The organism is Frankia sp. AiPs1 (assembly GCF_023716945.1).
Classification (GTDB): domain Bacteria; phylum Actinomycetota; class Actinomycetes; order Frankiales; family Frankiaceae; genus Frankia.
On sequence record NZ_JAMQQF010000686.1, the window covers coordinates 1 to 2,850 of the forward strand.

Below are 2,850 nucleotides of genomic sequence, written 5' to 3' on the forward strand. Positions count from 1 at the left end.
GGGCCGCGCGTCGCGCAGGGTGAACGCGATGCGGTCGGCCGGGTAGCTGGGGTCGATCGGCAGGTAGCCCGCGCCGGCCTTGAGCGCGGCGAGCGCGGCGACGATGAGGTCCGCCCCGCGGGGCAGCAGGACGGCCACCAGCCGCTCGGGGCCCGCCCCGAGGGCGATCAGGCGGTGGGCCAGCGCGTTCGCGCGGGCGTCGAGCTCGGCGTAGGTGAGGGTGTGCGTGTCCCACTCGACGGCGACGGCATGGGGCGTGTGGTCGACGACCGCCTCGAACAGTTCGTGCAGCGTGGCGTCCGCGAGGTCGAGCGGCCCGTCGCCGAAGGCACGGCGCAGGATCGCTGCCGACTCGTCGTCCGCCAGGACCCCCACCGCCGCGACGGCGGCCCCGGGATTCGCGACGATCGACTCGAGCACGCGGCGCAGCCGGGCGAGCAGCAGCCGGGCGCCGTCCGCGCCGACCTCGCGCGGGCGGTACTTGAGCGTGACCTCGAGTCCACCGCCGGACGGCATCACCATGAGCGTCACCGGGTAGTGCGTGGAGATCGGCCGGTGCACACCGGCGGCGCGCAGGCCACCGGCGGCGAGGGCACCGTCGATCGCCGCGCCGTCGAACGGGAACGACTCGAACACCACCAGGCTGTCGAACAGCTCGCCGGTGCCGAAGCCCACGGCCTGCTGGATGTCGGCCAGCCCGCAGTGCTGGTGGTCGAGCAGGTCGACCTGCTCGCGCTGCAGGCGGACGGCGAGCTCGCTCACCGCCTCGGCCGGGCGCAGCCGGACCCGCACCGGCACCGTGTTGATGAACAGGCCGACCATGGCCTCGACCCCGGGCAGGTCGGCGGGCCGGCCGGAGACCGTCGCCCCGAAGACGACGTCGTCGGTGCCGGTGAGCCGGCCGGCGAGGATCCCCCAGGCGAGCTGGACCAGCGTGTTCAGGGTGACGCCCAGGGAGCGGGCCAGCCCGGTCAGCCCCGCCACCAGCTCGGCGGGCAGCATCTCCACCAGCTCGTCGGGCAGGACCGTGGGTTCCCCCTGCGCGGCGGGCACCAGGTGCGTCGCCGCCGTGACACCGTCCAACGCGGCACGCCAGGCGTCGAGGGACGCCGCCGTGTCGCGCGCGGCGAGCCAGGCGAGGTGGTCGCGGTACGGACGGACGGCGGGCAGCGCGGCCCCGGGGGCGACACTGTCGGCGGCATAGAGGGCGAACAGGTCGCGCATCAGCAGCGGCGTGGACCAGCCATCCATGATCACGTGATGGTTGGTGAGCACGAACCGGTGCCGGTCGGGGCCGAACACCAGCAGCATGGCGCGCAGCAGTGGCGGACGGCGCAGGTCGAAGCTGCGCCGCCGGTCGGCCGCGACGAGCCCGTCGGCACGGCGCTCGGCCTCCGCCAGGTCAGCCCCCGTCAGGTCAGCCCCGGCCCGGTCGGAACCGATCGCATCGGAACCGATCGCATCGGAACCGGTCAGGTCCGAACCGGTCAGGTCCGAACCGGTCAGGTCCGAACCGGTCAGATCGATCTGGGTCCAGGGGACCTCGACCGTGCGCAGCACGATCTGGACCGGCTTGCCGACGTCCATGACGAACCCGCTGCGCAGAGCGGAGTGCCGGGCCGCCAGCGCGTTCGCGGCACGGCGCAGCCGGGCGGGGTCGAGGGGGCCGTCGAGGTCCACGACGAGCTGCGCCACGTAGGCGTCCGTGCCCGTGCCCGTGCTCGTGCCGGCGCCAGGGCCGGCCGCGGCGCCGACAGTGGTGCCGGTGCCGGTGCCGGTGCCCGTGGTACCGGTGGTGCCGGTGCCGGCGGCGTCATCGGCCAGGGCGGCGTGGAACACCAGACCCTGCTGCAACGGGGACAGCGGGAGAATGTCCTCGATCGCGGAACCGCCGGCGCTCACGTCGTCCTCCACATCGCCTCGAGGGCGTCGAGCTGGTTCTGGTCCAGCGAGACCAGGGAAAGGTCCGATGGGGTCCGCCCGCCGGCCCCCGCGCCGGCGGCATGCCGGACGAGGGCTGCCAGGGCGGCGCACCACCGGGCCGCGAGGTCGGCGACCGACGCGGCGTCGAAGAGCCCCTCGGCGTACATCCAGTGCGCCACCAGGCGCGGGCCCTCGGGGGTGTCCTCGGTGATCGCGTTCACGACCAGGCTGGCGGGCAGCGGCATGCCCGGGCCGTAGGCCGCGCCCACGCCGTCGGCGGCGACCCGCCAGCCGGCGCCGCCCGGTGCCTCGAAGCGGCCCAGGTAGTTGAAGCCGATCTGCGGCACGGGCCGGGCGGCGAGCTGCGCCGCCGAGTCCGGGTCGAGGTGGCGCAGCATGCCGTAGCCGATGCCGTGGTCGGGCAGGGAACGCAGGTGTTCCTTGACCCGCTTGATGACCGTCCCGGCCGCGGGGCCGCCGGCGAGCGCGTCGGCGAGGTCGACGCCCCGGGTGTCCAGCCGGACGGGATGCTGGCTGGTGAACCAGCCGACGGTGCGGGCCAGATCGCTGCCGGCGACCGCGGCCTCCTGGCGCCCGTGGCCCTCGAGCAGCACGAGTGCGCAGCGCCCCGCGTCCGCGGGGGCGGTCGGCCACGATCCGAGGGCGAGTGCGAGCCCGGCGAGCAGCACGTCGTCGATCCCGGCGAAGAACGCGGCGGGCACCGAGGCCAGCAGCGGCTCGGTGACGTCCGGGGCCAGCCGGACGGTGTGGGTCCGCACGGTCGACCAGGTGTCGCGGGCCGGATCGGCGCGGCGCCGACCCAGCAACCCGTCGGGGCCGTCGAGCAGCTCCCGCCTTCACCGGCTTGAGCAGGTTCTGGTCCTTGGCGTAGGCGTTGACGGCGCTGGTCAGCGCGGCGCGGAAGCC

2 protein-coding genes are annotated in these 2,850 nt (G+C 75.1%); both read right to left on the bottom strand.

Going from position 1 to position 2,850, the window contains the following annotated elements; genetic code table 11:
• The coding region (locus tag ND748_RS29380; RefSeq protein WP_251749445.1) for a condensation domain-containing protein at positions 1-1,902 on the bottom strand (1,902 nt) is incomplete at its 3' end.
• Positions 1,899-2,750 (bottom strand): condensation domain-containing protein, encoded by an 852-nt coding sequence (locus ND748_RS29385; protein ID WP_285902883.1) that lies wholly within the window; start codon positions 2,748-2,750, stop codon positions 1,899-1,901. The genes ND748_RS29380 and ND748_RS29385, both read right to left, overlap by 4 nt.
• Positions 2,751-2,850 lie beyond the last annotated feature (100 nt).